This is a genomic window from Streptomyces sp. NPDC048290, assembly GCF_040652095.1.
Taxonomy (GTDB): Bacteria; Actinomycetota; Actinomycetes; order Streptomycetales; family Streptomycetaceae; genus Streptomyces.
Genome location: NZ_JBEZLM010000035.1, coordinates 39,672 through 64,179 on the forward strand (window position 1 = coordinate 39,672; position 24,508 = coordinate 64,179).

The following is a 24,508-nucleotide window of genomic DNA, read 5'->3' on the forward strand; positions in this document are numbered from 1 at the left end:
GCGCGTTGTCCGGTTTGCTGTTCATCGCGCTGGTCGGCCCAGGAGGGGGTTTCGGGTACCGTGCGGCGCGCATCGTCGGCTTCGGGCTGATCGGAGCGGGGCTGACGGCGCTGGGGTTCGGAGCCGGAGCAGCCACCTGGGACGGCTGGTGCTCGCGGCTTTCGCGGTCACGCTGGCGGCCGGTTTGGCCGTCGTGTTCAGGGTGCACGGGTCTGTGGCCGCGCTGCTGCTGACTGTCTGGTTCCTCGTCGCCCTCTCGCTGGCGGTCAATCTCCACCAGCACTCCCGCGTCAGCAGTCACACTTGGGGCCAGGTAACGGCTTGGGCCGGCGGGACGGTGCTGTGGATCATGGCGGCGTTCCTGGGATGGCTGATCCGCGGGCGCCACGACCAGCCCCAGCCGATCGCGGAACTGCCTGGTGACACCTCCCGGAGGAAGCTGACCCGGCCGCTGGTCATGTTCGCGGTGATCCGCGCTGTGGTCATCGCCGCCACCGTCGCGCTGGCGTTCGGGCTTGACCTGTCGTACGGCTCTTGGATGACGATCGCGGCCGTGGTGGCGATAAAGCCGAGTTTGGAGCAGGCCACGACGGTCTCCGTCCAGCGGCTTGCCGGAGCGGGGGAGGACTCCTGGTCGACGGGCTGACGGCCGGCGTCGCGTGGCGAATGCCCGGAAGCTCACCGAGATCGGCCGGTTCACCACCGGCACCGTCGCTCCGCGCGCTGCCCTGCAGCCCGGCGACGATCTCCGCATAGCGGTTGCCGCTGACGCTGCCGGCCTTGTCGGCGGTCTCGATCTCTTCGGCATGGCATTCACCACCGCAGCAGGGCCGGGGCGCGGCCCCTCGGCCGTGACACCGGGTGTCGTTGTCCCGCGCGCGAGAGCCGCCGACCGCGAACGAGGTGAGGATGTCCGTCGGGAAGGCACCGCGGAGCGGGAAACCGAGCCGGACGGAGCGCTTAGGCTTCGCCGTCTCCAGTTCGCCCATCCACTTCGGCGGTTTGGACGTCTTGAGCGTCGTGTAGGTGTGGATCGCGGCGCCCGCGATGAAGGCCGCCGAGTTGCGGCGCCAGTTCTCGCCGGTCGCGAGGAAGACCGCGCTCAGGATCCGCGGTCCGGCAATCATCACGAACGCCAGTGGGATGACCTTGGCCAGGCTCACGTGCGAGTGCTTCCAGCTCCCGTCCCGGAATCCCGCCGGGTTGAGGGTCTGCTCCGCGAACAGTTGACCCGGCAGCGCGATGTCGAGCTGGGCGAGCTTGTCAGGACGAGATACGGGGCGCACCGATCGCCTCGGCGTGTCCGGAGCCTTCACTCCGACGGCTGATCGGCTTCCGGCTCATCCCGCCCAGCGCCGGAGTCGGCGCGGCACAACGAGCATCCCCCAGCCAAACTCGACGGTCACATAAGGTAAAAGCTCATGGCTCTGCGTGAGCACGATGGCGCGGTCGGGCACACGGTGCGCCGCTCGACCACAGCCGCCCAGGCGGCGCCCCTCTCTCTCCCCCCCCCGGACAAGGAGTACGGATGAGCCAGTGGGCCGTAGTGGCGGGCTGCGGTGTGGTCGTCGGTTATGGCGTGCTCTCACGGCGGCTGTCGACGACCTTCCTGTCCGGGCCCTTGGTGTTCGCCGTGTGCGGGCTGGCAATCGGGCCGCTGGGCCTGGACCTGCTGAACATCAACCACGACCCGGAGGTCACCCGCACGCTGCTGGAGTGCGCGCTGACCCTCGTGCTGTTCACGGACGCGGCAGCCATCAGAATCCAGGACCTGCGCCGAGAAGGGTTCCTCCCACTGCGCCTGCTGATGATCGGGCTGCCTCTCACCATGGCGCTGGGATGGCTGGTCGCCTGGCCCCTACTGCCCGGTCTGAGCGTGTGGGAACTGGCCCTGGCCGGCATCATCCTGGCCCCGACGGATGCCGCACTGGGGCAGCAGGCCTTCTCCAACCGGCGCGTCCCGGCACTGATCCGAGGAGGCCTGGGGGTCGAATCGGGCCTGAACGACGGCCTGGTCCTCCCGTTCTTCGTGCTCGCCCTGGCAGCCGCGGGCCAGAGCGAGGGCTACCCCGGCGTCGTCGTGACGTTCCTGCGCGCCCTGCTGCTGAGCAGTGCGATCGGACTCGCGGCCGGCTGGGCCGGAGCGGGCGTGCTGCGATGGTCCGTCGCACGGGGCTGGATCACCTCCGACTGGCGGCAATTCCTGTCGCTCGCCATTCCCCTGATCGCCTACGCCCTGTGCGGCGTCGCCGAAGGCAGCGGCTTCATCGGCGCCTGGACCGCCGGACTCGCCTTCGGTATCAGGCTGCGTGGCGCGTCGTCAGGCCGGGACACCCACACCCACGCCCCCGATCTGCCGCGGAGCGCGGAGTTCAGCGAGCGGCTCGGGCTCCTGCTCACCTCGGTGAGCTTCCTGGTCTTCGGCGCGGTCCTCCTGGGGCCGGCCCTTCAGCACCTGACCTGGCGGATGGCGGTCTACGCGCTGATCAGCCTGACCGTCATCCGGATACTGCCGGTCGCTCTCGCCATGGCCGGCACCGGGCTGCGGGCGGCCTCCGTCGCCTACATCGCCTGGTTCGGTCCCCGCGGGCTCGCCTCCCTGGTCTTCGGCCTGCTCGCCTTCGACGAGCACCTGCCCGGGATGACACTGCTGGGCCGCGTCATTGCAGTGACCGTGGGCCTGAGTATTCTCCTGCACGGCGCTACGGCTCCCCGTCTCGGTGACCGATACGGCGACTGGTTCGCCAGGACGCTCCGCACCGAACCGGACCTGCGGGAGAACGCACTCACAGCCGACGACGTCCACGGCATGCCGGGCCCCCGCGCTTCTTGACAGGCGCTGTCATAAGGGTGCCATCAACGAACGGCGAACCAAGTGCCGAACAGCACGCTGAGGTTCCCCCGGGACTGGGCCTGCACAGACTTCAGGCTGATACCTCGCGGACAACCCTGCGATGATCGCGGCGGCGAAGAGGGCGGGGTTTACGATCGAGGGCACGCTGCGGTCGGCTGCCTGGGTATACGGAGCGTTCGTCTGGTAGCGGCCCAGATGCCCGGGGCGGGGTGCGGCACGGTCACCGTGGCCGCACAACTGCACTGTTCCCGCTTCGTCGACATGGCACAGACCTGATCCACCCGGCACGGCCAGCCCCAGAAGGCCCCCGGGCGGCCCGTACGGCGGCGGTCTCCACCCCGGCGCCCTCCCTCGGCGGACGGGGTGGAGATCGTCCGTCAGTGATCAATCCGGCCGCAGCCTGCGGCGTGCCCGCCGGGGGTTCCGAGCCCGGCACTGCCCTGCCTCTGCTGGTGCTGGTCGTGGCGTTGGACTGCTTGCTCGGGAAAGGTGCGGTTCATCCAGTCCGATACGGCGCCGACCTGGTGCAGTGTGGCGATCTCTGCCCGTCGTAGTCGTGTCCTTCGGCGCTGGCATGAACGCGCAGGTGGATGCGGTCGTCGTTGCCGTTGCCGGTGTTGCTGTCGACGTAGAAGTCGCAGGTGCGGCCCCACTGGTGGGGGGGCGTCCGGTTCGGCGCAGCGGCAGAACCGGTGGCCCACGCGAACCGGCAGGCCCCAGCGCGGGTGGCACAGCCGGTGCAGGAGCTGGTCGTGCCAGCGGGCCCGGGGACGGGCGGTGCGGGCGTCGATCTTCCAGCTGTCGCCGTCGTCCCAGCACTGGACCCTGTAGAAGGCGGTGGCGGTGTGGAAGAGCGCGATTCGCCGCAGCAGCCCGCTGCCCACGGCGGTCCGCCGCGCCCGTGAGGCTTCGAAGCTGGGGTAGGCGTTGACGTGCCCGGATTCCACGCCGTCGAGCTGTGGGACCGTCCACAGTGGCCGCAGGCCATTGTCGGCGCACCAGCGCCGGTGCCGGTGCTCGATGTCCGCCCACTCCTCCGGCAACCCGTTGGGCAGCGCGAGTCCGAGAGTGGCTGTCTGCCCAGGGTCTTTCACCGTGTGCAGGTGCAGTTGCCCGCCGCCGGCCTCGATGCCGCTCATCCTGAGGCCGGGGATCCCGTGCGGGTCGTCACCGCTTCCCGGTGCGGGAGCCGCTGGGAGCAGGCGGCTCAGACAGTGTTCGGGGAAGGAGTACCGCTGGTGGCCCATGTATCCGTCGAGGTGCAGGGTGAGGGACGTAGCGGTGCTGCTGAGGGATGCGATGCAGCGAGGGTGGGCGTACAGGTCCGGAGAGGTTCCCAGTTGCCCCAGGACCAGGCTCACCAGCCGAGCCTGCGCGGGCGAGGCCGCGGGTGCCGGGTGGCTGGTGCGAAGGCCGGTGCGGCGGGACTGGCCACTGCACTGGGCCCAGTAGCGAAGTTTGCGGGATTCCCACGAGGAGCGGTCGCTCACGGCAGTGCCTTCCAGACGCGCCTCTGCCCGATCCCGGGTCACCGAGCGCGCGGGAACTCCCGGCCGACGGCGTGACGCGTCGCGAGCCGGGGGCTGCCGTCGCCCCCGAGCTCGCCGGACACGTAGCCGCCGTGTCGTACAGCGCTGGCTGCGGCCCGGCGGGCCGGACAGTCGTCCGTGCCCTGCGGATCGATCCTGTGCGCCCGGCACGGGGTTCCGGCGGGCTCAGTCAGGGGTATCACCCCACACGTCTAGTCACATAACGAAGTCGCATGTGTACGGAGAGTGAAATGAGTGGGAAGCGGTTGGCGGCTGTAGCCGTGGTCGCAGGTCTGGCAGTTGGTCTCGGAAGTCCGCCGGCGGGTGCCGAGGCACTGAGGACCAGGTTTGCCAACTACGCCGGTGTCGAAGCGTGCCTGGCCTACCAGGCGGACTACGGCATTCACGTGTTCGAGTGCAATGCCTCGAGCCACGAGAAGTGGTACTGGGACGACGAACTGGAGTACACCGCACTGCGGAACCAGGGAAGCGGACTCTGCCTGACAGCGCGAAACGGCCAGTCAGCCATGAAGCCATGTCTGGCAACGGACCAGGCGGCAACATGGACGATCAGTGAGTCCAACCCCCGAAAAATCATCAATGCCATCACACGCACGTGCCTCGCCCGGATGTCGAACGGCCTAGTCCACCTCGCGACCTGCACCGGGGGCGAGTCTCAGCGCTGGTGGCTCAGCTGACGGATAAACCCAGCAGTCCCATGCGGTGCGCTCGACTGCGCGACGCGGTCCTAGCGCTGCTGGAGGCTGGGGGTGTCGAGTCCGGTGGCGAGCGCGTCGCAGGCTGCTTCGGCGACCTCGCACATCAACGCCCAGCTCCGCCGGCAGTCCCTCGGCGATGAGGCGCCGCACGACGAGGGAGGTCTTCGCCGCCTTCTCAGCGGATCGGGTCAGGGGAGGTTCTTCTCCAGGGCGGTGAGGTAGCTGCCCATCAAGTGGTCGCGGATGCCGTCGGAGGCGGGCGCGAAGATGTCGGCGGTCGCTCCTGCGGCCCGGTCGGCCAGGCGTGGGAGCACGCCCGGCGGGGTGGTGCGCAGGCGGCCCGCGGAGTCGATGTAGCGCAGGGCCGCGACATGGGTGAAGGCCGGTTCCGGGGGAAGGGTGGGGACGATGTCGTTGTTGTTGACGAAGCGGAACACCCTGTCCTTGAGACCCTCGTCGAAGGCCGCCGCCAGACGGCGGTCGCAGGTGCGGGGCTGGCCGTAGGTGTAGACGCCGTCCGCGGCCAGACGCGGGTCCTCCAGCGCCAGGCGGGCCGCGGCGAGCATCGCCAGCGCGCCCCCGAGGCTGTGGCCGGTGAAGTACACCCGCTGCCCGTCGGTACGCACCTCGGCCAGCGCGTCACGGACGCTGGGCAGGATCGTGTCCAGGGCCTGGGCGAAGCCGTAGTGGACGTAGCCGACGCCGCCCGGTCCCGGCCACGGCGGGGTGCAGGCGTCGGTGAGCCAGTCCTTGATCTGCTGGGGCTCGGTGCCGCGGAACGCGGTGACCACCATGTCCGGGCCGGCCATGGTGTACGCCTGGGTGTCCTGGAGCGGGAACGGCGCGGTGTACACCGTCTCGTGGTGCCGCACCCGGTCGAACCCCCACGTCCTGGCCTGGCTGTCGATCACCGCTTGGTCCTTGTAGGCCAGGTCGGACGCGCGTGCCAGCCAGTAGGCACGTTCGACGCTGTAGCCGGCCGACTGCTGGTCGAACACCACAGGAACAGCCACCGCACACTCCCTCGTTCACTGGTCCACGACCCCCGCCACCCACTGCGGGCGGCTGGAGAGCCCGGCCCGCCGCACTGCGTGAGCGGACCGCCCCTCATCGTGCCCGCCGTCGCACGGCGGCCCGGCGTCCGGCTGCCGACGCGGCCCTGCACACCACCCGGACGGATGCCCGATCCCACCTCCGGCCCCTGCCGAGCCCTCCTTCCGGTCGCCGTGTTGCGGCCGGCCCAGGCAGGGCTGTCCGCTGACCAGGGGCGCCATTGCCTCCGTCCCGGTATGCGCGGACTGGTCCGTGCAGGCAGACAGACACGGCACGGGCCGCGGACGACTGAGACAGGCAGACCCGGACCTCTGTTCACCCGGGACTGTTCGGAGAGGGACACGCTCCGTCCCCACGCAACCGCTGGGCGGCACGCACGAGATCCACGCCGCCGTGCGGCACTCGATGCGCGAAGAGGACGACGGCGCCGCGCCGCGTGAGGTACCGGACCGCCTCCCCCTCACCTGCTGACAACGCGCTGCGCAAGATGAGCGGCCGGACCCGGTTCGAGGACGCAGCGGCCGGCACCGTCGCCCGGGACCCGTCGGACACGGCTCCACCTTGGTGGGCGCGGACCGCGACCGGCGGGAAGCGGATCGCGGGTCTGTCTTGGTCGCACACGACGTGGCGGGGGCGACACGCTCAAGCGCGTCAGGGTCTGTCCCTGTCCCGGCTGTACCGCGCGGTCGGCGCGGCGAGGGTGTTCTCTCCGGGGGCTGAGAAGCAGACAGCGTGACCTCTGCGCGGGTCGTGGGCGTGGTGTGGTGGCGGGTTGTGGGGCATGGTGGGGGTGCGGTCCGTCGTTCATCCCCCGTAGCGACGGACCGCACCATGCCTCAGCGGGCGAGTGTGATGGTGATCGGGTTGTTGGGGCAGGCGCCGAGTACTCCGGTGAGGGTGGCCTGTTCGGCGGTGTCGAGGGTCAGCTGCCAAACGGGTCTTCACGGCGATCCAGTGGATAGCGTGGGTGCAGCGGTATCCGGCGGCCGGGGGCTGCCAGGTCGCCGGGTCCTGGTCGGCCTTGGACCGGTTGGACGCGGCGGACACGGCGATCAGCGAACGCTCGTCACCGAGGTCGTTGGCGTAGGCATGGCGTTCGGCCGGGCTCCAGGCGGAGGCGCCGGAGTCCCATGCCTCGGCCAGCGGGACGAGGTGGTCGCCGTCGAGGGCGCGCGCCTGGCCGAGGACCAGGTCGTCGTAGGGCGAGTACCACGACCCGCCGGTCAGGGTGCAGTTGGCGCCCTGCTCGGGAGGAGTGACGGCCTCGTCCGGGAGGACTTCGGCGCGCATGTTGCAGCAGCCGTCACGGTCGGCGTCGGTCCAGTGCCGGAGCTTGCTGCGTTCGTAGCCGGTGCGGTCCTCGTCCTGGACGGGGAGCGCGGCGAGTACGTCACGCACCGGCTGGGTGTTCGTGTCGCCGGGCGCCTGCACGGCGGGCGTGGGCGGTGGTGGTGGCAGGGGCGAGTGTCAACGGACTTGTCGGGCTCCCCGGTGCGGGGAGCTTTGCGTTTCCGCCGTCACTCGCCTTCGGGGGCCAGTGCGGCGACGCCATCGGCGGACAGACGTGGCAGCTGATTCGCAAGCACAGAGGGTGCGGCGGTGGGGTGGACCGGCAGCCAGGTAGCGGTGGTCAGGAGCGGGTCACCTTTCGCATCCAGTGGTGCGCAGCCCCAGCCACGGTGGCCACCGTTCGTGCCCCAGAAGACCACGATCCCATGCCTCCACGGCCCGTGTTCCAGTGCCGGGTCGCCATCCGTCCAGTACAAAGCGGTGCCGCCGGACTCGCTCCATCGCTCAGTCGGGGGGATGCCGGCATCGGTGAGCGCCTCGGCCACGGCTGTGCAGTACCGGCGCCGCTCGGCGTAGTCCACGGTTGCCGTTCCGTCGGTGCCGTCGGCCTTCATCGTCGATCATTGTGCTGGGCCAGAACGCGGTCACGGAATGCGCGCCATGTGTCGAACGCGGAGTGTGCCGACTCCGTGGTGAGGAAGTCTCCCGATCCGGTTTCGAAGGCACGTGCGTCCAGCGCATCGGCGAGGGCGAGGGCGGCGTGAGCTGCTGCGTCACTGTCGCCGTGGATGAACAGGCTGACTCCGCGGACCGGTTCGTCATCTGCTTCGTTGACGCGTGTGCTGATGGAGAAGCCAGGACCCTCATAGTCGCCCCAGCCACTGGCTGTGTACTCGATGCCGGGCAGGAGATCGGTGAGGAGCGCGCGGATCTCCCGCCCGGTTCCCAGACCCGGAGGGTTCCAGTCGTCGGCGATCTGGTCTATTGACTCCGCCTCGGGCGGAAGACGCATGATGAAGACGTCCCAGCTCATGCGGTCAACGTAGCGGCCGGCGGTGGCAGGCCAGTACTTGTCGTCAGGGGTTGTCGATGCCTGCGGGCCGCCGGGGGAACCGCTCTGCAGGGCCCGCGAGGATCAGATACTCGTGGTCTGTCACCGTGGGTAGTTGCGGGCCGCCCCACGGAACCGCCGAGGGCAACACGGAGATCGATCTTGACCTCAACTTTGCTTGAGGTTCTACGGTGCTTGCACCAGCGATCATCCCAGGGGGCACCGCACATGACGACTCAGCACACATCCGACGGCGAACTCGCCGCTCAGCCGGCTGCGTACTGGACCGGAGCGGCCTACGAGGCCGTCATCTCGTTCACCCGGTCCCAGCAGGCCGAACTGGGCTTTACCCAGCCCCAGTTCTGGCTGCTGCGCAACCTGTCGAAGAACGACATCTCACCCGACGGCCGCGGCATGACCATCCCTGAACTTCAGCAGGCCATGAGCTCTTACGTCAGGCCCGAAGACGACCTCAAGGCAGAGGCGGAAGTTCTGCTGGAGCGCGGTTGGCTCACCCGCGATGCCGGGGGACGACTGTGGATCACCGAGTCGGGCGAGGAGGCTCGTGTCGGTCTCAAGCAGCACGCCCCGGCCATCCGGGCCCGCATCCACCAGGGCATCGATGACGCCGACTACGTCACCACACTGAAAGTGCTCCAGCAGATGATCCGAAACGCGGGCGGCATCCTGGCGTAGCCGCACCCGAGCTGCCTGCACCGAGTGGGGCCCCTCCGTCAGTTGGCGGGCGTGGAAACCTCGCCCGCCAAGCCCTGGTCGCGGCCCGGGAGGCGGCGAAGAGGAACGGCGCCCACCACCAAGAAGCCGGGCCGCACCACCGCGGTCGTACGCCGCGCCGGGCGCGAGCCGATCGGGTTGGGCAGCGCGATCAGCCGGATGATGACCGAGCCCGGCATGGTGGCGCCCTGGTAGAACGCGCGCGCTGCTTCGGACAACATCCTCAGTCGTGCTCCTTCTCGGAGCCGGTACGCGTACGCTGCCCCAACTCCGGAGGCCACACTCGCGACCACCAACACTGCCACGGTCCACACCTGACGACTCCCTTCGGTCTTCCCTCACCACCTAGAGCCGCTCGGCCGTGAATGTGTGCATGCTCGCGTCTCACGAATGACCGGATGCGAGAGTTCTGAGAACAGCCCCGGGCGGAGCCTGTTCCCGCAGGTCGCCGTTCGCAGAAGCCCTCTCGAAACTCCCGCGTTTCGGGAGACAGTTCTGAGAGGGTCCGGGCATGGATCTCGCGCCCGATCTGTCAGTTTCCGAAGTCGGCTGCACGGATTACCGAAGTCGCCTGTACCTCGGTGTAGGAGGGGGCGCTGAGGTCCGTCGGTCGGCCGTCGCGGATGTCGGTCGCGGTGGTTACGGCCGCCGCCAGGGCTCTGCGGTAGAGCAGCGAGCCGAGGCTGATCCTGCGCACGCCCAACGCGGCCAGCTCGGTGAGGTTCGGGCCGGTCGGCGCGTACAGGATGTTCAGCGGCACGAGGAGGGTTGCTGTCAGTGCGGCGATCCGGTCCTGATCCGACAGACCCGGCACGAACACCCCATCCGCCCCGGCCTGTTCGTAGACCGCGAGGCGCTCTGCGGTTTCCTCTTCCTGGCGTCCGAGCCAGTGGGTGTCGGTGCGGGCGTTCACGAACAGTCCGGGTACGGCGGCTTTGACGGCGGCGATCTTCGCGGCGTGTAGCTCGGCGGAGGCAAGGGTGCCACCTGGGCGGCCGTCTTCGAGGTTGATGCCCGCGGCGCCGGCGTCGTGCAGCCTTCGGGCGAGCTCGGCCACTTCCTTCGGGTCGTCGCTGAAGCCACCTTCGGCATCGACGGTGAACAGGAAGGCGCCCCGTCCGAGCTGGCGGGCCAGCGCCACGGTCGCCTCCGCAGTGGCGGCTGCCCCGTCCGGCAGGCCAAGGGTTGCGGCCACGCCCAGGCTGGTGGTGCCGATCGCGTCGAAGCCCTGTGCGGCCAAGGCGGCGGCGGAAGCATAGTCCCAGGCGTTGGGCAGCAGCAGCGGGGTGGCCCGGTGGTGCAGATGCGCGAATGCGGTCAGCGGACGCTGGAGCAGGCCGTCGGCCAGGGCGAGAGCATGCGCCCTGCCGGGGCAGACCCGGGGCGGTGCGCCGAAAGTGAGTGGCACGGGATGCGTACGCTGCGTGGCCGCCAGATCCAAGAGCACCACGTCGCCCTCGGCGACCTCCCGTCCGGCGACACGGGTGGCGCGGACGGCGACGCGTCGCATGGTTCGCACCGGTGGAGCCTCCCGGAGCACCCGCGCCAGCGGCGCGTCACCGCCGGCCGCGGCCGCGGCCTCGACCAGCGCCGCCGTCGCCGCGCACGCCTGCACCAGCAGCCCGATGCGGTTGGCGGCGGCTTCCAAGGCGGCCCCGTCCGCGTTCTCCGACACCAACTGCGCCACCAGTCGTGCCACGGCCTCGTCCGCGGCCGGGTTCTCACCCTCGAAGTAGGCCTCGGCCACGACGTTCACCGCCTCCGCGACCACCTTGGGCTTCCGCATCCCCAGGGCCTCGGCGAGGGCATGGACCACCCGCACCCGGATCTCGCACTCGGCGACAGCCGTCACTGCCTGCCGTAGCGCGGCGGGCTCCAACCGGGCGAGTTCGGCCTCCACGATGGCTCTGCGCCGCCGATGTGTCTCACCGGAACTGAACCGGGCCACGGTGGCCCGCAGCCACGCCACACTCGCCCCAGCGGGACCGCTGTCCGCCTCCGGCAGCTCCGGGACCAGGGCCGGGTCGGCAAGGGCCGTCCGTACGTCCGCATAGCGGTTGAATTCATGCACCAGGTGAGTCATGTCCCTGACGCTAGGTGCGGGACAGTTCGGCGCCGCCCGAAGCATCCCTGCGCCATCATGACGGCATGCCTTCACTCGCCGAGACCGCCGGCCTGTTCGCCGACCGCACCCGGGCGGTCTTCTGCCAGGCGCTGCTGGACGGACGGGCCTGGACGGCGCGCGAGCTCGCCCGACATGCAGGGGTGCGACCCTCCACAGCAAGCGAGCAGCTTTCCCACCTCATCGAGGGCCGGGTGCTGACCGAGGAGCGTCAGGGCCGGCACCGCCACGTTCGGCTGGCGGGCCCGGAGGCGGCCGCCCTCGTCGAGACCCTCGCCTCGTACGCCTCGGACACCCCCCGTCCGCGGAATCCGCGCGAATCGGTGCGCCTCAGCGCCGAAGCCCGCGCCCGCACCTGCTACGACCATCTGGCGGGGCAGTTGGGCGTGGCCTGGCAGACGCAATGGTCGCGCGAGGGTTGGTCGCTACCGACTCCGGGGTTGCCGTCACCGCGGCAGGCCGGGCATGGCTGGCCGATGCCCTGGGATACGGGCAGCCCCCAGGAGCCCGGCGTCCCCTGGTACGGAACTGCCTGGACTGGACGGAGCGTCGACTGCATCTCGCCGGAGCGCTGGGTGCAACTCATTGCTGTAGTGCTGACCAACGATCTGATCGTAGTCACGGGTGACGGGAACGTACTCCTCGACGAGCCGGCGGTGGCCAGTACCGGTGCGGGCGGCAAGGTCCTCGTGGGAGCCGCGGCCCAGGAACCGGTACGCCGCATCTACCGCGGGCCCGGCGAGGTCGCGGACCAGGGCGACCTGGAACAGACCCTGCAGTACGCCGCCGGACGGACCGCGGGCCAGTCGGTGGCCGGGGTCCTCAAACGTCACGGTGGTTCCTGCGACCAAGGTCGCCGCGCCCGGTACGGGCATGCCCGTCCTCAGTCGGGAAGGCGTGTTCTTTGTCATGCTCACCCCCTGGTGGGTGGAAGGCGCCCTCCTGGCCAGCGGCGGGATGATCACGGGCACGGCCACCGAGTCTCCCGGCTCCGCCGACGGCCCCGGGGAACTGAAGTCCTTCACCGGCACGGTCAATAAGCTGTTCGCCGACGCCGACGCCGGCCCCGCCTTCAGCCAGACTGCCAAGGAACGCGGCGTGGTCCTGGCCAGGGAGGGCGGCGGCTACGTGAGGCCCAGGGTCAGGCCCGCGTGCCTGCGATGAAGGCAATCCTTCCGGGGGTCGAGGGGTCCATCAAGAACCAGGACAAGGTCCTCCAGCAGGGGGATTTCCCCTGGAAGTAGCGGCAGCCCGCACAGCCGCGTGAACACAGCCGGTACGGCGGCGTGAACGCGGCCGACACGCCGGGGTGCGGGGCGGGTCAGGCTCCCCGTCCCGCACCCCGCCGCTGATCTTCGGCGCACAGCCGGTGTCAGACGCGCCGAGCACGCGTGTGCGGCATCCCGTGGGCAGCTCTGAGGGCCGCTGAGTCCACGACCTCGTGGCCGGGAGGTTCGTCTCCTCTCCGGCAGTTGTTCGCGGGCTGACGTCACTTCGGCCTGTGCCAGGCGACCAAGATCAACCCCTTGGCGCCAAGGCTGTACCGCTGGTCCGAGCGCCGCCAATTGCATCGGATGCGGTCTTCTCGCACCGGATGCGAGTGACGGAGGGCGGCGGAATGGTGAGGTTCAACGGGCCGGTGCCGGGGGCGGCGGGGCTGCATCTGGTCGACGGGGTGCCTCTGCTGCGGCCGGAGGAACAGGTCCTCGCGGCGATGCTGACCGGCTTCGCCAACCAGCACCTCGCCCGAAATCTGGCCCGGACAACCGTGGAGGGCCGGGAGAACACGGTGAAGGCATTCGCGGCCTACGTGAACGCCTACCCGTGGCTGTGGACGCCGGCGATGGTCGACGAGTGGCTCGGTGACCTGCGCTCCCTGCGGGATCTGAAGCGCTCGACGATCCGCTCGTACTCCGAGGCCGTGCGGGCGTTCTGCCACTTCATTACCGATCCGCTCTACGAGTGGACGGCCACCTGCGAGGAGCGGTTCGGCACTCATCCGGTGCCGGTGGTGCACGAGTGGAACACCGCGGTGCACGTCCTGGACAACGAGGCGGACGCGAAGAAGCGCGCGTTCACCAAGGCTGAGCTGCACGCCTTCTTCGCACACTGCGACGACGAGGTTGCCCGGATCCGGGCCTTCGGCCGCAAGGGCTGGCTGCCCGCCTTCCGCGACGCGACCCTGTTCAAGACCGCCTACGCCTATGGGACGCGGCGCAACGAGACGCGCATGCTCGACGCCGCTGACTTCGGCCGCAACCCGCACGGTGGCGAGTTCGGCCAGTACGGCCGCTGCCAGGTCCGGTTCGGCAAGGCCAAGAAGGACTCGCCGCCCAAACGCTGCGGGGTGCTGACCGTGTTCGACTGGACTCCGGACGTCCTGGACGAGTGGTTCACCGAGGTCCGCCCGCTGTTCGGCACTGACAACAACCCGGCGGCCTGGCCCTCCGAACGGGGCCTGCGGATCGGATGCCAGCGCCTCAACTCCTGCTTCATCGCCCACCGCAAGGCCCTCGGCCTGGACGACGGACTCGACTTCCACTCCGTCCGCAGGTCCTACGTCACCCACCTGATCGAGGACGGCTGGGACCCGTGCTTCGTCCAGGAGCAGGTCGGCCACGAACACGCCAGCACCACCTCGCTCTACACCTGCGTGTCCTCCGACTTCCGTACCCGCACTCTGCGGCGGGCGGCATCTGGACTCCACCATCGCCGCCGCCCTCCAGACCCAGACCGGGAGGCAAGCATGAAACGCAAGGTCGGCTACACCTGGCGACTGCGCGAGGTCATGGCCCAGCACCAGATCTTCACCGCCACCGAACTGGTGCCGCTGCTGCGCGAACGCGGCATCGACCTCTCCGCCTCCCAGGTGCACCGTCTGGTCTCCGGCACCCCTGAACGCCTGTCGTTGCAGGTCATGGCCCCTACGCCACCGACGAACAGTACGAGCGCTGGTTCATGGCCGATTGCTGCCGATGCGGTCTCCGCAGACACAAGGCCGGCACCTGGCCGGACGGATACGTCTGCCGGACCTGTTTGGACCGAGATGTCCGGACACGGGGGATCTGCCCGGGATGCGGCGAGGGCCGGGTCCTTCCTGGGCTCCGTCCTGGTGATGGGGCCGTGATCTGCACCACCTGCGCCGGCTTCTCCCAGACTTTCGACTGCTCACGCTGCGGCTTCGAGGGCAAGCTCCTGCGCGGTCGGCTCTGCGAACGCTGCACGCTCACCGACCGGCTCACCGCACTCCTCGACGACGGCACGGGCCGCGTCCGTCCCCCGCTGGTACCGCTGCTCGACCTGCTGGTGACGATGGACAAGCCCGGAAGCGGACTGGCCTGGCTGGACATGCGTCGCGGGCAGCTGGGCAACGGCTCGCGACTGCTTCGCCAGCTTGGCCTCGGCGAGATTCTGCTGACCCACGACGCGTTCCACGAACTCCAGCCCTGGCGGGCAGCCTCCCACCTGGAAGAACTCCTCATGGCCTGCGGAGTCCTGCCCGCGGTCGACAAGCACATCTGTTCTTTCCAGCGCTGGCTCCCCGGCCATCTCGCCGACATCGCCGAACCCGAGCACACCAAGACGATCAAGCTCTTCGCGACCTGGCACGTCCTCCCCGGACTACGGGCCCGAGCCGAGCGGAGCCACATCACACCCAGCATCCGTCGCTTCGCCGGCGAACAGATCAAGTACGCGACCGCCTTCCTGCAATGGCTCGACGAGCGGAACACCACCCTCGCGTCATGCGGCCAGGTCGACACCGACGCCTGGTTCGCCGAGCACGCCGAGCACGCCCGCACCCGGCTGAGAGGCTTCCTCAACTGGGCCATGCAGGGACGGCACTGTCAACGTTCCCTGTCCATCCCCGCGATGAAAATCACCCGCCGGCCCACACTGAGCGAAGACGAACGCCTCGCCGCCCTCGGCAGGCTCTTGACTGACACGGAGATACCGATGCGACTCCGCGTCGCCGGAGTCATCGTTCTCCTCTACGCACAACCGCTGAGCCGCGTCATCCGACTCACCCTCGACGACGTCATCCGCGACGGCGACGCAGTGCTGCTACGACTCGGCGAGCCACCCTCACCCGTTCCCGCGCCGGTCGCCGCCCTGCTGCTGGAGCACCTCACGAACCGCGGCAACATGAACACCGCGACCACCCCGACGCCCCGCTGGCTCTTCCCCGGCCGCCGGACCGGCCAGCCGCTCGGCCCCAACCACCTGTCCACGCTCCTGAACGAGGTCGGAATCCCGATCGCCGCCGCCCGCGTCGCCGCCATCCGACAGCAACTCCTCGAACTGCCCGCACCTGTCGTTGCGGACGCTCTCGGCTACCACGACAAGACCACCAGTCGCCTCCGCAACGAGACCGGCGGCACCTGGAGCCGATACGCCGCCGGAGACCACGGAAGGTCACCTGTCGGCTGGGCACCCAAAACAACCGGCGAGAGTTGATTTCGCAAGCCCATTTGTCATCGGTGTGATGCGAGAACTCGGCCTTCAGGTGATGCGAACCGGATCACAGGACACTAGCCCTGCCGTTCCAGCCATTCCGAAATCACCTGGTTGGTTTCTTCTGGCATTTCCTCCTGGATCCAGTGACCGCAGTCCAGGCCGACCACTTCCACGTTGGGCACGAACTCTGCCAGTCTTTCGAATCTCGGGATCGCGAAGTCCTGGTCGCCGTAGACCATGAGGGTGGGCTGCTTGATGATCGGGTCCGCGTCCGCCAGCTGGTGCCAGTTGCGGTCGAGGTTCCTGTACCAGTTGATGCCGCCCGTAAATCCAGACGTCTCGAACGCGGAGACGTAGACGGCCAGGTCGCTGTCGCTCATGATGGGCTCACCGAGTGGTGTTTCCGCCTCGGCGAGGTTGATAAATGCCATGCCCGGCTCAGGGGGTGCTGGGGGCACGTTCTTCCGGTAGAGGTTGCGGAGGAACTGGGAGGTGTTGGCATCAAATGCGGCGTCCGCAACGCCCGGCTGCCGGTTGAAGTGGACGAAGTAGAAGTCGCCGCCGAGGAAGGTTTCCATGACCTCGATCCACGGCGTTTCTCCGCGCTCCTGGTAAGGCAGGCTCAGGTTGATCAGCTTGTTCACCCGGTCGGGGTGCAACAGGGTCAGTCCCCAGACGACGAACGCACCCCAGTCATGGCCGACGAAGGTGGCGTCCTCGTAGCCATAGTGGTCCAGGAGCGCGACGAGGTCACCCGTCAGGTGTTCGATGTCGTAGTCCGTCACCTCGGTCGGGCGGGATGAGTTGCCATAGCCCCGCTGGTTCGGTGCGATGACGTGGTAGCCGGCCGCTGCGACGACGGGCATCAGATGACGCCAGGAGAAGGCGTGCTCCGGCCAGCCGTGGCAGAGCACGATGGGCTTGCCCTTGTTCTCCCGGCCTGCCTCGAAGACTTCGAGCTCCACACCATTGACCTGGATGAGGGAGGGCTCGGGAAATTCTGCTTGATTGAACACTGCATTTCCTCTCTGGGGCGTTCGCTGGCAGTCGACCTCCTCGATGAGGCCATGTCGCCATCTTGCTCCGCAAACCGGTCATCCCATGACCGCTTTTTATGAGAGTTTTGTCAGTATGCGATCCGATCGGCTGGTGGCCATACTCCTCTTGCTCCAACGGCGCGAGCAGGTGACAGCCGCGGAGGTCTCCCGAGAGCTGGACGTCTCCGAGCGCACCGCCCGCCGTGACCTCGACGCCCTGGCCATGGCCGGGGTGCCCGTGTACTCCGTACAGGGCCGAGGCGGCGGCTGGCGCCTGGTGGGCGGTGCTCGTACCGACCTGTCCGGGTTGACCGCCAGTGAGGCACGCGCCCTGTTCCTGGCTGTCGGTCCGGCCTCGGATGCGACGCCGGCGATGAAGGCAGCTCTGCGCAAGCTCGTCCATGCTCTACCGAAGCCCTTCCAGGTGCAGGCCGAGGCAGCGGCGGCGTCGCTGGTCGTAGACCCGCAGCGATGGGGGGCGAGCCGGATCGAGCACCGGCCGCCTCGCTTCCTCGACGAACTCCAGGACGCGGTGATCAGCGGCGTCCAGGTGTCGCTCGGCTACGTCGACAGCAAAGGCGTCGAAACCCGGAGAACCGTCCACCCGCTGGGCATCGTCGCCAAAGGTCCTGTGTGGTACCTCGTCTCCCACACCGAGACCGGCCGACGGGTCTTCCGGATCGACCGCGTGTTGTCCGCCGACCCGACCGGCGACCCTGTGCACCGCCCCGGGGACTTCGACCTCGCCGAGAGCTGGAATGAGATCGCCGAAGAGGTCGATCGCAGACGAACGCCGCTGGAGGTCCAGGCGGTATGCACACCCGACGGGATAGGCATACTCCGGATGGCGCTCGGCGACCGGCTCGACGTGGGAGGTTCCACGACCGATGGCCGCATCGAGGTCGTGATCCGCGGCCCCAATGAGTCCATCCTCGCCGGCGAGCTCTCCGGGCTGGTCGGATGGGTCGAGGTGACCGGCCCTCCGGAGGTCCGAGACCGCCTGGCCTCGATCGGCAACGCCCTCGTCGAACGCTACGGCCGACCGCGCACCAGCGGAGACCTTCACCCGTCTTGAAGCGGACAAGGCAGGGCTTCTTGAAGCGGACAAGGCAGGGCTTCGAGAAAAGTTCCGCTCAATAGGCTGGGTTTGTCCGTTCCGGCAGGAGCCCGGTCACAACGCCGGCGGGTCCTCTGGCCTGGCTCTCTGCGGGTGGATCGTCTCGTGCCGGGCCAGCATCGCCATGCACTCGGCGATCTTCCGGGTTCGCGTCTCGGCCCGCTTGACGGCATTGACCCGGCTGATGAGGGCGAAGCGGTTGGTCTTGGTGAGTACCTCGAACATCGCCTGCGCCGCTGGGTCGGCGGCGATCGCGACGCGCAGGTCGGCCGGCACCTCCGCTTCCGATGACGGCGCATAGGCGGCCGTCCACCGCCCGTCGGCCTTCGCGGCGTCGACCGCGGCGCGGCCGACGGGCTGCATCAGGCCAGCCGCCTCCAACCGGGCCACGTTGGCGACGTTGCGCTGGGACCAGACGCTGCGGGGCCGGCGCGGGGTGAACCGCCGCCAAGAGCTCTCCTCGTCGCGCTTGCGGGCCTGCCCGTCGATCCAGCCGAAGCACAGTGCCTCGTCGACCGCCTGCTGCCAGGTCAGCGTGGTAACGGTGCCGCCCTTCCTGGTCAGGGCGAGCCACACGCCAGGAGAGGCGGTGTGGTTGTCCAGCAGCCACGCGCGCAGCGCCGCGCCGTCGGCAACGATCAACTCATCCAGCTCGGTCCCGGTCACCACTGCAGGTTAGTGCCGCAACCAGGTGTCGCGACCTGCCGGGGTGACTCGTTGAGCCCGCGGCGTCGATGTCGGCCTGGCTCGCCCTCGCCGACGCCACCGTGAAGAACGGCTGCCCTCTCCGGTCAGCTCAACGACCTCGGCGTCCCCACAGCCGCCGCCCGGACCGGAGCGATCCGCCCCAGTGGGTCCTGGAGATGCCCGCCCCGTCGTCGTCGACGCCCTCGGCTACCACGACGTCATCGCGACCCGCCTCGCATCCGAGGTCGGAGAAGACTGGAGTCGCTACGCCGACGACCACGTACGGTCACCAGCAGGCTGGGCCCCAGGCGGAACTGGCGACAGTTGAATAGGCGAGCCCACCAGTATCAGCCCCCTGCACCACACGGTCGCCCCGCCCGTAGGGCGAGTCAAGACCTGCTCACCCTGGGTGACTGGGAGAAGGTGCGGCAGCCCACCTCGCCTGCTCGCGCGGGGACTACCCCGGCTTCAGCGGCTCCGAGCACTTCGAGCGGACCACCCCCGCTCGCACGGGGACTACTGTCGCCCACCTGCACTTCTGGGGACGCCGGAGGCGGATTCTGCCCACGCTACCGCCCCAAGTATGGGCAAATGCATCGGAGTATTCCGTGCTGTGCGGTGGACGGATCACCAGACGACGGCCGGACGATCCAGACTGTGACGTTAGGGTCGGAGCGGAATCTGCGAAGAGGGGGGCTCCGTGGGCGTCGTGAGCGGGAGATACCGGTCGGACTTCGCGTCCGCTCTGGAACGGGCGACGGATCTGGACGACACGCGCTGGACACGGAAGAACATCCGCAACCTGGAACTGCTCATGTGGCCTCAGGAGGCTGTCGAGGTCCTGACCGTGGGACGGGCGCTCGGCTCCCTCGGCCCACGGAAGGGCCTCGTCGCGGTGACCAGTTCCCGGGTGATCTACGCCAAGGCCGCGATGCTCGCGTTCCAGTCCACGACTCCCGTGAGTGTCATCTCTTCCGTGACGTGGGCGGATGGAAGACTCAGCATCAAGTGGCCGGTCGACGCGGGCCTGACAGTCGCCGAAGTGCCGGCGCGTTCCGGCAGTCTCCTGGCCGAGCACCTCCAGGCAAAGGTGGAGAAGCAGGAGCGGGAGGAAGAGTCGCGGACGGAGCGCCCCGGGCGTGAGACCTCCGCTGATGACGTAGCCCGGCGTCTTGAGGTCCTGGACCGTCTGCGGGAGAGCGGCGCGATCACTGAGGCGGAGTCGCAGGAGCGTCGGAGAGCAATCCTCGACAACATCTAGCGGGCTTGTCCGGCCGATCATTGACGGTGTGTGTCTGGCCGCTACTTGAGGTGCCTGTGATGGCAGCCTGAAGTCGATTGCCAGGGGGCTGCCGGTGCGTGACCATCCTCGGATGGATGCAGATGAGGGTCGAGAGCTGGTGCGGGTTGTGCAGACATGCTCTGCCTCCCCGTCGCAGTGGGATGCCTGGACGGCAGGCGGCCAGTACTTGTATCTCCGATACCGGCATGGCGAGGGCTCCGTCGAGTGGCATTCCGCCCCTGACTTCGATGACAGTCCGGAGGCGTAGGACGAGGGCCGCTCGGGGCTCCTGACCGAATGGGACGACGGCACCGGTACAAGAGGGAGATCCGCCAAGGGCGCGGTGCCTGGGCCTGCGAGCGTGAAGCCCGCCTCGACCTGTTCCGCTGGCTAATCCGATACAACACCCGACGCCGCCACTCCAGCCTCGGACAACGCAGTCCCATCGCCTACGAAACAGCACTCGACACAACATCAACTACCCTGGCCCAAGCCGCATAGCCCGTGTCCAAGATTCCGGGTCAAGGCCAGTGCACCAGCTGCCCCTTTCTTCCATCGCCAGCCCGGAGAATCCTCGACATGAGCCTTTTCGGTACCACAGCCGTTCCGGAGTCGGATGACTGGGAGGCATGGCTCGCCTACGCGGAGCTGCTGACCCAGGAGGGTGATCTGCGGGGAGAGGCTATCCGGCAAGAACACCACCGCGAGCACGGCGACGAGGACCCGTCCCGACTGACTGCGGCGTACGCGGAGGTGGAACGGCAACTGGGACTGGACGGGCTGCGGAAGGACGGCTCCTGGCAGTTCACCTGGTCCCGTGGCTTCATCGACGAGGCATGCTTCCGCCTGGCCAAAGACACTCAGCCGCAACGCCGAAACCTGGTGGAACGGCTCCTGACAGACCACCCCCACACCGCGACCATCGACCCGGCCGACCCCGAACAGTGGGAAAGCGCACTGATCGACACCCTCCTCGCGCACCCCGCCACCCACCTGCTGCGCACACTCGAACTGCACCTCACCGACTACCACCACTCCGGCGAACACTCCGCGATCTCACTTGCCAGCCGCCAACGCCCCCGGCTGGAACGTATGTACTACGGCTATGACTTCACATACCTCTGCGAACCAAGTGAGACGTCAGCGGGCAAGGTAATAGACCCCGAGGATCATATGTGTACAGGCGTGGTTTCCGCAGAGGCAGGTGAAACACTGTGGAGGTCGCTTCCCGCACTGCGTACGCTGGAACTCGATGGCGGTTTCCTCTTTAATGATGTCGAGCATGAAACCCTCACCCGGCTGCGGATGCGGGGGTACACATTCACGAGGTCCATGTTTCCGTCCGCGACACCGAGTCTTGTCTCGCTGGAAGTCGACGTCCGCGAGAATGTGCATGGCGTTCATATCCTGAACGACGTCCTCGATGAACTTACACCGCAGCGTTTCCCGAAGCTCAGGAATCTCGATCTAGGAAACGCCGACTTTGACCCAGAAGAGGCCACTGATTTTCTCATCCTCGCAAACTCGCCCCTTCTTCCGCAGCTTGAGCATCTACGCATCCAAGACCTGGTAATTGAAGAGGAGTACTGCGAGGATGAACCGCTGGACGAGTTGAAGGAACTTGCTCCCAAGTTCGCTCATCTCGATTCTTTCCTGGCGGACGAAATCTACATCGAAGACACCGCAGCGAACGACGGCACCTACATCGAAACCGGCGCGGAAGAAGTCAAACGCCTGCTTCCTCGATTCAACCTGAGTCAGCGTTCCACCGCCGACGCTGTGGATGCCAGTTGAGTTGAGCAGCAGCGACTCGGGGCCAGTTACCAGGGGGCCGCTGATCTCGTGCTGGTCATTTGAGACTTCCTTGGTCGGGCTGCACCGTGACGCTGACGCGGCTCAGCCGGTTCACGCAGCCTGGCCGAGGCTGGGGCGGTGTTGCTGCCCGCGTTGCCTGGCCTGAGCAGGCCGGCCACCGGCTCACCGCTCCCGCCGCTTCCGTGACCGACGAAGGCCATCAGAGGACGGTGTCCGAAGGTCTTCTTCCAGGTCGCGGTGGCGTCCTGGGAAGTGCCTCCGGCGGTGGCAGGAACAAGGACCTCGACAATCCTCATTCTTGTTGGTCAGAGGCACTTTTCGCTCACCTGACCACCCGTCGGACAGCCCGCTTCATGAAAGCGCGGGGCTAAGCTCCACCCCACCCCACCAGCGAACGGACCCCCCTCCATGACCAACGGCCTCACCTGGATAGGCGCCCACGCCCACACCGCCACGCCCGTCCCCGGAATGCGCGGCGGCATCTCCCTCACCCTCGCCCGAGGCGTCGACCCTGACGAGTTCCTCATCAACCTCGGGGCCGACCTCGATCAGCTCGCCGTCCGCACCCCGCTGGCCGAACTGCGTAGCCAGCCCACCCCGCCCGGCCACGACCCCACCCGCTACGCCTTCGCGATGTACGGCAGCGAGGGTGAGTGGACGTACGTGCTGGAGAACGACCACGCCGCGACCTGGGCAACCGGCTTGCGCCGTGTCCCCTCGATGCGGCCCGGCCCGGGTGAAGAGATCCTGTGCGCCAGCCGGAACCTGTACAGCCCGCCCGCCGCGATCCTGCACGTCGAAGGCGACGAGGTGATACGGCGCGCAGAGTTCGGCACCACCACCGGCCACGAGTCGGCATTGGATGCGGCGCTCACCGCCGCCGGTGCCGTCTTCCCCTCCATCCCCGACGCCACCGCCGACGAGGTAACCGCCTATTACGAACAGCACGGCGCGCGCCTGCCCACCCTGGTGTTCACCGCGCTGGGCGCGTACACGGGGCTGAGCATCGACCAGGATGCCGCACAGGCCGGGAACCTCCCCGCCGTCCATCTCCTCGCTCCTTGAGCCGTACGCGCCTGCACAACGGCTTCGGCCCCCACCCTGACGGGCCGAAGCGTGTTGGCTCTGGGGTGTTACTGCGCGACGAGTTCGCAGATCACGGGCTGACCGCCGCCGACACCGTAACGGCAGGTGCCGCCGTCGTCCATGCGCGTATCCAGCCAGTACGCATCCTTGTCCTTGATGCGCATCTGCTTGATGAAGTTCGCGAAATCGAGTACCGGGCCGAGCCCGGTGAGACGATGGGCCCGGCAGCCGCCCTCTTCCAAGCCCAGTGCCAGGCGTGCGGCGGTAGGTACGAGAAGCTGTGGCGCCGGACAGGCAGCACACCCATCAACCGAACAAGCTGCCCAGAAAAGTGAAAACCCGCGCCCCGGTGCTTCCAGGCTGGGGATCCGAAACGCGCGCCGAGCGGAGCGCCCATGGTGTGCAGCACTGGCGACCTCGCGTATTCGGCTGTCGCATATTCCTCTGTGCGTGAGGTTCCCTGGTGACCGTCTGTGTTCGTGCCGACGGGGTGGTGGACAGAGGGAGAGGCTGTCACCGCAGCTGTCCAGGCCCCGGGCAGGCGTTGGGCGAGGCAGCACCTCCCAGTCCGAGTCTGGGACGCGCGGCTATGCGCGTCAGTTACTTGACGCCGATGTCATGTAGCAGGCGGAGCTGCGACAACTGGTGGGTTGAGGCGGGCGAAGCCTTCCTGGCGCTGGTAAGGGAAGTACGGGTAGGGCGCCGTCTTGCCGCTCGCCGCATCGAGTTTCGCCGTCTGGCCGGGCGTGAGCGTCCAGCCGACGGCACCGAGGTTCTGGCGAAGCTGGTTCTCGTCGCGGGCGCCGATGATGACGGAGGAGACGGTCGGTCGCTGCAGCAGCCAGTTGATGGCGATCTGCGGAATGCTTTTGCCGGTCTCCTGCGCGATCTCGTCGAGGGCGTCGACGACGCGGTAGAGGTGTTCGTCCTCGACCGGCGGGCCGTAGTCCGCGGTGTCGTGCAGTCGGCTGTTGGCCGGTAGCGGCTGGCCGCGGCGGACGTTGCCGGTGAGCCGTCCCCAGCCAAGCGGGCTCCAGACGAGGGCTCCAAGGCCCTGATCGAGCCCGAGGGGCATCAGCTCCCATTCGTAGTCGCGGCCGATGAGGGAGTAGTAGACCTGATGTGTGACATAGCGCGGGTGGCCGTACCTCTCCGCGATCGCGAGGGACTTCATCGCCTGCCAGCCGGAGAAGTTGGAGATGCCGAGATAGCGGACCTTCCCTGCTCGTACGAGATCGTCGAGCGTGGACAGGACTTCCTCGATCGGCGTGCCGGCGTCAAAGGCGTGCAGCTGGAACAGATCGATGTAGTCGGTGCCCAGTCGGCGCAGGGCGTCCTCGCATGCGGTGATCAGACGCGAACGGGAGGAGCCCGCATCGCCTGGGCCGTCACCCATCGGCAGGCTGGTCTTGGTGGACACGATCACCTGGTCCCTGCGGCCTTTGATCGCTTCGCCCAGCACCTCCTCAGAGGCCCCACTGGAATAGACGTCGGCGGTGTCGAACATCGTGATCCCGGCGTCGAGACAGATGTCCACGAGACGGCGTGCTTCGTGCGCATCGGTGTTGCCCCAGGCGCCGAACAGCGGCCCTTGGCCGCCGAAGGTGCCGGCGCCGAAGCTCAGTGCCGGGACCCTGAGTCCGGATGCACCCAGCCGCCTGTATTCCATGGCTGTT

At 68.2% G+C, this 24,508-nt stretch carries 22 protein-coding genes and 3 pseudogenes; 13 read left to right on the plus strand and 12 right to left on the minus strand.

Annotated features, from left to right (window positions below):
- The first annotated feature begins 148 nt into the window (after window positions 1-148).
- The gene (locus AB0D49_RS38025; protein ID WP_362767499.1) at window positions 149-646 is read left to right on the plus strand and encodes a hypothetical protein; all 498 of its coding nucleotides are present in this window, start codon (window positions 149-151) and stop codon (window positions 644-646) included.
- Between the two features lie 882 nt (window positions 647-1,528).
- Window positions 1,529-2,833 (plus strand): cation:proton antiporter, encoded by a 1,305-nt coding sequence (locus tag AB0D49_RS38030; RefSeq protein ID WP_362767501.1) that lies wholly within the window; start codon window positions 1,529-1,531, stop codon window positions 2,831-2,833.
- Between the two features lie 398 nt (window positions 2,834-3,231).
- Here the strand turns inward: AB0D49_RS38030 and AB0D49_RS38035 are convergent, their stop codons facing one another.
- On the minus strand, window positions 3,232-3,993 hold the full coding sequence (locus AB0D49_RS38035) for a hypothetical protein (RefSeq protein ID WP_362767504.1): 762 nt from the start codon (window positions 3,991-3,993) through the stop codon (window positions 3,232-3,234).
- A gap of 641 nt (window positions 3,994-4,634) precedes the next feature.
- On the opposite strand from AB0D49_RS38035, the gene AB0D49_RS38040 reads away from it, so the two are divergent.
- Window positions 4,635-5,081, plus strand: a complete 447-nt coding sequence (locus AB0D49_RS38040) for an RICIN domain-containing protein (protein WP_362767507.1) — start codon at window positions 4,635-4,637, stop codon at window positions 5,079-5,081.
- A gap of 209 nt (window positions 5,082-5,290) precedes the next feature.
- Here AB0D49_RS38040 and AB0D49_RS38045 read toward each other — a convergent pair whose 3' ends face one another.
- From AB0D49_RS38045 to AB0D49_RS38060, 4 genes are all read right to left on the minus strand, one after another.
- Window positions 5,291-6,115, minus strand: coding sequence for a lipase family protein (locus tag AB0D49_RS38045; RefSeq protein ID WP_362767510.1), 825 nt, complete (start codon window positions 6,113-6,115; stop codon window positions 5,291-5,293).
- An 844-nt stretch (window positions 6,116-6,959) separates the two neighbouring features.
- A complete protein-coding gene (locus AB0D49_RS38050) occupies window positions 6,960-7,553 on the minus strand; it encodes an HNH endonuclease family protein (protein WP_362767513.1) in 594 nt (197 codons plus the stop codon).
- 119 nt (window positions 7,554-7,672) lie between these two features.
- Complete coding sequence (locus tag AB0D49_RS38055) at window positions 7,673-8,059, minus strand: hypothetical protein (protein WP_362767515.1); 387 nt, start codon at window positions 8,057-8,059, stop codon at window positions 7,673-7,675.
- Window positions 8,056-8,478 (minus strand): hypothetical protein, encoded by a 423-nt coding sequence (locus tag AB0D49_RS38060; protein WP_362767517.1) that lies wholly within the window; start codon window positions 8,476-8,478, stop codon window positions 8,056-8,058. The genes AB0D49_RS38055 and AB0D49_RS38060 overlap by 4 nt, the downstream gene beginning before the upstream one ends.
- Window positions 8,479-8,724: 246 nt before the next feature.
- Between AB0D49_RS38060 and AB0D49_RS38065 the strand changes: the two genes are divergently transcribed.
- The gene (locus tag AB0D49_RS38065; protein ID WP_362767519.1) at window positions 8,725-9,192 is read left to right on the plus strand and encodes a MarR family winged helix-turn-helix transcriptional regulator; all 468 of its coding nucleotides are present in this window, start codon (window positions 8,725-8,727) and stop codon (window positions 9,190-9,192) included.
- Between the two features lie 38 nt (window positions 9,193-9,230).
- Here AB0D49_RS38065 and AB0D49_RS38070 read toward each other — a convergent pair whose 3' ends face one another.
- Entirely contained in the window at window positions 9,231-9,452 is a 222-nt protein-coding gene (locus AB0D49_RS38070; protein ID WP_362767522.1) for a hypothetical protein, read from the minus strand.
- Between the two features lie 311 nt (window positions 9,453-9,763).
- Window positions 9,764-11,314, minus strand: coding sequence for an isocitrate lyase/phosphoenolpyruvate mutase family protein (locus AB0D49_RS38075; protein ID WP_362767524.1), 1,551 nt, complete (start codon window positions 11,312-11,314; stop codon window positions 9,764-9,766).
- Between the two features lie 65 nt (window positions 11,315-11,379).
- Here AB0D49_RS38075 and AB0D49_RS38080 point away from each other — a divergent pair.
- The 4 genes and pseudogenes from AB0D49_RS38080 to AB0D49_RS38095 all read left to right on the plus strand — a co-directional run.
- Window positions 11,380-11,951 (plus strand): annotated as a pseudogene (locus AB0D49_RS38080) (winged helix-turn-helix domain-containing protein); the annotation flags it as partial.
- Window positions 11,952-12,226: 275 nt separating this feature from the next.
- Window positions 12,227-12,517, plus strand: coding sequence for a hypothetical protein (locus tag AB0D49_RS38085; protein ID WP_362767527.1), 291 nt, complete (start codon window positions 12,227-12,229; stop codon window positions 12,515-12,517).
- A gap of 454 nt (window positions 12,518-12,971) precedes the next feature.
- Entirely contained in the window at window positions 12,972-14,480 is a 1,509-nt protein-coding gene (locus tag AB0D49_RS38090; RefSeq protein WP_362767530.1) for a tyrosine-type recombinase/integrase, read from the plus strand.
- Entirely contained in the window at window positions 14,477-15,808 is a 1,332-nt protein-coding gene (locus AB0D49_RS38095; protein ID WP_362767532.1) for a hypothetical protein, read from the plus strand. Before AB0D49_RS38090 ends, AB0D49_RS38095 begins: the two co-directional genes overlap by 4 nt.
- Before the next feature lie 74 nt (window positions 15,809-15,882).
- Here AB0D49_RS38095 and AB0D49_RS38100 read toward each other — a convergent pair whose 3' ends face one another.
- The gene (locus tag AB0D49_RS38100; protein ID WP_362767535.1) at window positions 15,883-16,824 is read right to left on the minus strand and encodes an alpha/beta hydrolase; all 942 of its coding nucleotides are present in this window, start codon (window positions 16,822-16,824) and stop codon (window positions 15,883-15,885) included.
- 115 nt (window positions 16,825-16,939) lie between these two features.
- Here AB0D49_RS38100 and AB0D49_RS38105 point away from each other — a divergent pair, with 115 nt between their 5' ends.
- Window positions 16,940-17,920 (plus strand): WYL domain-containing protein, encoded by a 981-nt coding sequence (locus AB0D49_RS38105; RefSeq protein WP_362767538.1) that lies wholly within the window; start codon window positions 16,940-16,942, stop codon window positions 17,918-17,920.
- Window positions 17,921-18,016: 96 nt separating this feature from the next.
- Here AB0D49_RS38105 and AB0D49_RS38110 read toward each other — a convergent pair whose 3' ends face one another.
- Window positions 18,017-18,631, minus strand: a complete 615-nt coding sequence (locus AB0D49_RS38110) for a YdeI/OmpD-associated family protein (RefSeq protein WP_362767541.1) — start codon at window positions 18,629-18,631, stop codon at window positions 18,017-18,019.
- 727 nt (window positions 18,632-19,358) lie between these two features.
- Here AB0D49_RS38110 and AB0D49_RS38115 point away from each other — a divergent pair.
- The 3 genes and pseudogenes from AB0D49_RS38115 (at window position 19,359) to AB0D49_RS38125 (ending at window position 21,725) form a co-directional block, all read left to right on the plus strand.
- On the plus strand, window positions 19,359-19,910 hold the full coding sequence (locus AB0D49_RS38115) for an SHOCT domain-containing protein (RefSeq protein ID WP_362767544.1): 552 nt from the start codon (window positions 19,359-19,361) through the stop codon (window positions 19,908-19,910).
- 384 nt (window positions 19,911-20,294) lie between these two features.
- Window positions 20,295-20,432: pseudogene (locus AB0D49_RS38120) on the plus strand (integrase core domain-containing protein); the annotation flags it as partial.
- A gap of 78 nt (window positions 20,433-20,510) precedes the next feature.
- Entirely contained in the window at window positions 20,511-21,725 is a 1,215-nt protein-coding gene (locus AB0D49_RS38125; protein WP_362767547.1) for a hypothetical protein, read from the plus strand.
- Window positions 21,726-21,859: 134 nt separating this feature from the next.
- On the opposite strand, the pseudogene AB0D49_RS38130 reads toward AB0D49_RS38125, so the two are convergent.
- A pseudogene (locus tag AB0D49_RS38130) lies at window positions 21,860-21,994 on the minus strand (IS1380 family transposase); the annotation flags it as partial.
- A 160-nt stretch (window positions 21,995-22,154) separates the two neighbouring features.
- Here AB0D49_RS38130 and AB0D49_RS38135 point away from each other — a divergent pair.
- Complete coding sequence (locus tag AB0D49_RS38135) at window positions 22,155-22,811, plus strand: hypothetical protein (protein ID WP_362767550.1); 657 nt, start codon at window positions 22,155-22,157, stop codon at window positions 22,809-22,811.
- 68 nt (window positions 22,812-22,879) lie between these two features.
- Here AB0D49_RS38135 and AB0D49_RS38140 read toward each other — a convergent pair whose 3' ends face one another.
- Window positions 22,880-23,074 (minus strand): hypothetical protein, encoded by a 195-nt coding sequence (locus AB0D49_RS38140; protein WP_362767553.1) that lies wholly within the window; start codon window positions 23,072-23,074, stop codon window positions 22,880-22,882.
- Window positions 23,075-23,448: 374 nt separating this feature from the next.
- On the minus strand, window positions 23,449-24,501 hold the full coding sequence (locus AB0D49_RS38145) for an aldo/keto reductase (RefSeq protein WP_362767556.1): 1,053 nt from the start codon (window positions 24,499-24,501) through the stop codon (window positions 23,449-23,451).
- Window positions 24,502-24,508: the final 7 nt, after the last annotated feature.